We start from the raw sequence: 3,936 nt of genomic DNA, 5'->3' as shown, positions 1-3,936 counted from the left end.
GGCCCGTTCTGGCCCGCCGCATCATCGACTACCGCACCCAGCACGGCCCGTTCCACAGCGTCGACCAGGTGGGCGACCGCGGACGAGCTGGTCTGCGAGCTCGCCGATCCGGCCGCCCGCGTCGAGGACCGCTTCCTCGGCCACATCCCGCCCCGGCTGGACCGTCCCGCCGAGGCCGCCATGTGGGCCGTCCGCTGCCTGTGCCACATCGTCGAGATCCGCTCGGACGCCCGGACCGGCACCCGGGTCCGCCTGCACACGCGCCTGGACGACCCGTCCGCCGGCCGTCCCCCCGGACCGGAGGGGCGACCCTGACCTGGGCGGCGAGCGGCGGGTACGCTTCGGCGCATGCTGACGATCGAGCGTGCCCTGGTTGACAGGATCGTCGCGCACGCGCGCGCGGACCACCCGGACGAGGCGTGCGGCGTCATCGCCGGCCCCGCCGGGTCGGACCGCCCGGTCAGGTTCGTCGCCATGACCAACGCCGAGCGCTCCCCGACGTTCTACCGCTTCGACTCGATGGAGCAGCTCAGGGTGTGGCGCGAGATGGACGACCGCGACGAGGAACCCGTCGTGATCTACCACTCCCACACCGCCACGGAGGCGTACCCCTCGCGCACCGACGTCTCCTACGCGTCCGAGCCGAACGCCCACTACGTGCTGGTGTCCACCCGGGACGAGGACGACGTCGAGTTCCGCTCGTACCGCATCGTGGACGGCGAGGTGACCGAGGAAGAGGTCGCCGTGGTCGAGAGCTACTCCCAGGTAAAATGAGTGCCATGTGGACGACGAGCGCACCCCGGAGCGGGGGTGGCGCGGTGTGTCCCGTGCAGAGCTTCCTGTTCGGGCACTCCCGCGCCGAGGTCGTCTACGACTGTCCGCCCTCGCATCTCCTCCCGGTATGACCCCTGTGCCCCGCCCGGCCGCACGCCGCGACGGGGCTCGCCCGGCACGACACTCAAGGAGACTTTCGCGATGGCGATCGAGGTCCGGATTCCCACCATTCTGCGCACCCTGACCGACGGCTCGAAGGCCGTCGAGGGCAAGGGCGCCACGCTCGACGAGCTGTTCGCCGACCTGGACACCCGCCACCCCGGCCTGCGGGACCGGCTGGTGGACGGCGGCAAGCTGCGCAAGTTCGTCAACGTCTACCTGAACGACGAGGACGTCCGCTTCCTCGGCGGGCTGGAGACCGAGCTGTCCGACGGCGACAACGTCACCATCCTGCCCGCCGTCGCCGGCGGCTGACCGGGCGCTCCGTGCCATGCGCTTCGACTCGCTGCTCGACTCGCTGGGGCACACGCCGCTCGTCGGCCTGCCCCGGCTGTCCCCGTCCCCGGAGGTCCGCCTCTGGGCGAAACTCGAGGACCGCAACCCCACCGGCTCGGTGAAGGACCGTCCCGCCCTCTGGATGATCGCCCAGGCGGAGAAGGACGGCCTGCTCACGCCGGGGCGCACCATCCTCGAACCCACGTCCGGCAACACCGGCATCGCGCTCGCCATGGCCGCGCGGCTGCGCGGCTACCGGATGATCTGCGTGATGCCGGAGAACACCTCCGAGGAGCGCCGCCAGATCCTCCGGATGTGGGGCGCGGAGATCATCCCGTCCCCGGCCGCCGGGGGCTCCAACGAGGCCGTCCGGGTGGCGAAGGCCCTCGCCGCCGAGCATCCCGACTGGGTGATGCTCTACCAGTACGGCAACGAGGCCAACGCCCGCGCGCACTACGAGACGACGGGCCCGGAGATCCTCGCCGACCTGCCGTCGGTGACGCACTTCGTCGCCGGGCTCGGCACCACCGGCACCCTCATGGGCGTCGGCCGCTACCTGCGCGAGCACGTCCCCGACGTGAAGATCGTGGCGGCCGAGCCGCGGTACGGCGAGCTCGTCTACGGCCTGCGCAACATCGACGAGGGCTTCGTGCCGGAGCTGTACGACGAGTCCGTCCTGACCACCCGGTTCTCGGTGGGGTCGGCCGACGCGCTGCGCCGCACCCGGGAGCTGCTCGAACAGGAGGGCGTCTTCGCGGGCGTCTCGACCGGCGGCGCGCTGCACGCCGCGCTCGGGATGGCCCGCAAGGCGGTCAAGGCGGGCGAGCCGGCCGACATCGTCTTCGTCGTGGCGGACGGCGGCTGGAAGTACCTGTCCACCGGAGCCTACGAGGGCACTCTGGAAGAGGCCGAATCCCGCCTGGAAGGCCAGCTCTGGGCCTAAAGACCCGAGCGGGCCAGGTAGCCGGGCATTCCGGGGCGCACCGGCGCCCCGACTGCGGTAATCGGCTGGGGAAGCAGTGGAGTTCGGGCGGTCTCCGGGCCGTCCGAACTCCATAATTCTTTGTGGACGAGCCAGGCGTGACCCGCGCGTCCGGAGGATCCGGCCTGGTCCGGACGGGTCGTCTCCGGGGCGGGCGGGACGGGTCCGGACGGCCGGGCGCGGGTGGTTCCCCGGGGTGCGGAGGCGCGGTGCGCGGCGGGGATCGGTACGCTCGTTCTCGAACGTGATTCTAGAAGCCCCCCGGGAGGACGCGGATGAGCAGGTTCGGGGACGCGACGTCGGTCGTGCGAGTCGCCGCGGACCGGTACCGGATCGACCTCGACCCGGGTTTCGGATTCGCCCAGGCGCTCAACGGCGGGTACCTGATGGCGGTCCTGGGGCGCGCGGCCGTGGAGGGGTCCGCGCACGCCCACCCGGTCTCCACCGCCGCGACCTTCCTGCGGGTGGGCAAGCCGGGCCCGGCCGAGATCGTCGTGGAACGCCGCCGGAGCGGCCGGACCACCGAGAACTCCCTCGTCACCCTGCTGCAGGACGGCGAGCCCGTGGTCGACGCGCTGATCACCACCGCCACGCTCGACCCGTCCACCGTGCCCGTATGGGTGGGGACACCGCCCGACCCGGCCCTACCGCCGGTCGAGGCGTGCCTCAGCCTGGACGACCCGCCGAAGAGCACCACGCCGAAGCGGGGCGCCGGCAAGGGCGTCGACCCCGGGGACCTCGGCGACCGGGGCTTCGCCGACCGCGTGGACATGCTCTTCGACCCGACCACGATGGGCTGGCTCGACGGACGTCCGAGCGGACGACTCGAAGGCCGCGCCTGGTTCCGCCTGCGCTGCGGCTACGAGCCCGACGCCTACGCGCTGGCGCTGGCCGTGGACGCCCTCCCGCCCGTCGCCCTCAACGTGGACGCGAAGGGCTGGTCCCCGACCGTCGAGCTGACCTGGCACCTGCGTGCCGTCCCGGCGCCGGGCTGGCTCGCCGTCCTCGGCTCGGGCCGCCTCTCGGCGGGCGGCTGGTTCGACGAGGAGGTCGAGATCTGGGACTCGACCGGCCGCCTGGTGGCCCAGTCCCGCCAGCTCGCCCGAACCGGCCGCGCCTGACGCCTTCCCCGCCCCGGCCGCACCTCTGATTGGCCCGAACCGGCCGCGCGGGTTCTCGCGCCCGGCCCCGGCGCCGTCGGCCTCCGCCGTCTGCTCGCTGTGCGTGACCTGACACGGAGTGGCCACCCGCCCGGCGTGGGTGAACGCTCACTCACCCCGCCCGGCGAACGGGCGAAATTGTGATCTGGCGGACCTGTGATGTCGGCCGCATGACGACCGAGTGACGACCGTAAGCACTTAGCCTTGGGGACCATGTCAGACGCGCCCATCGGGATCTTCGACAGCGGCTTCGGCGGACTCACGGTGGCCCGCGCCATCCTGGACCAGTTGCCGAACGAGCCGGTCCTCTACCTCGGGGACTCCGCCCGCCAGCCGTACGGGGAGCGGTCCATCGCCGAGGTCCGCGCGTTCGCGCTGGAGATGCTCGACCGCCTGGTGGACGAGGGCGTCAAGGCCCTGGTGATCGCCTGCAACAGCGCGTCCGCCGCGATGCTGGCCGACGCCCGCGAGCGCTACGACGTCCCGGTGGTCGAGGTGATCCGCCCGGCCGTGCGGGGCGCCGCG

At 72.6% G+C, this 3,936-nt stretch carries 5 protein-coding genes and 1 pseudogene; all 6 read left to right on the top strand.

Annotation, left to right across the window (positions count from 1 at the left end; translation table 11 throughout):
* A pseudogene (locus AB0J52_RS30990) lies at window positions 1-315 on the top strand (hypothetical protein); the annotation flags it as partial.
* Window positions 316-348: 33 nt separating this feature from the next.
* Window positions 349-774 (top strand): M67 family metallopeptidase, encoded by a 426-nt coding sequence (locus AB0J52_RS30985; protein ID WP_500186256.1) that lies wholly within the window; start codon window positions 349-351, stop codon window positions 772-774.
* Between the two features lie 201 nt (window positions 775-975).
* Complete coding sequence (locus AB0J52_RS30980; RefSeq protein WP_500186255.1) at window positions 976-1,248, top strand: MoaD/ThiS family protein; 273 nt, start codon at window positions 976-978, stop codon at window positions 1,246-1,248.
* 16 nt (window positions 1,249-1,264) lie between these two features.
* Window positions 1,265-2,212 carry a PLP-dependent cysteine synthase family protein gene (locus tag AB0J52_RS30975; protein ID WP_500186252.1) on the top strand — a complete coding sequence of 316 codons (948 nt, stop codon included), beginning with the start codon at window positions 1,265-1,267 and terminating at the stop codon, window positions 2,210-2,212.
* Window positions 2,213-2,526: 314 nt separating this feature from the next.
* Entirely contained in the window at window positions 2,527-3,372 is an 846-nt protein-coding gene (locus tag AB0J52_RS30970) for a thioesterase family protein (RefSeq protein WP_500186250.1), read from the top strand.
* A gap of 252 nt (window positions 3,373-3,624) precedes the next feature.
* Window positions 3,625-3,936 (top strand): aspartate/glutamate racemase family protein (locus AB0J52_RS30965; RefSeq protein ID WP_500186249.1); only part of this gene is annotated, 312 nt, incomplete at its 3' end.

The organism is Spirillospora sp. NPDC049652 (genome assembly GCF_040675125.1).
Taxonomy (GTDB): Bacteria; Actinomycetota; Actinomycetes; order Streptosporangiales; family Streptosporangiaceae; genus Spirillospora.
The sequence above is the reverse complement of the archived record's forward strand: the minus strand, read 5'-3'. Positions and strand labels throughout refer to the sequence as shown.

What these genes read in the sequence shown, in the direction of transcription:
- AB0J52_RS30985 (WP_500186256.1), top strand. Translation starts at nt 349, where the DNA reads ATGCTGACGATCGAGCGTGCCCTGGTTGACAGGATCGTCGCGCACGCG.
- AB0J52_RS30980 (WP_500186255.1), top strand. Translation starts at nt 976, where the DNA reads ATGGCGATCGAGGTCCGGATTCCCACCATTCTGCGCACCCTGACCGAC.
- AB0J52_RS30975 (WP_500186252.1), top strand. Translation starts at nt 1,265, where the DNA reads ATGCGCTTCGACTCGCTGCTCGACTCGCTGGGGCACACGCCGCTCGTC.
- AB0J52_RS30970 (WP_500186250.1), top strand. Translation starts at nt 2,527, where the DNA reads ATGAGCAGGTTCGGGGACGCGACGTCGGTCGTGCGAGTCGCCGCGGAC.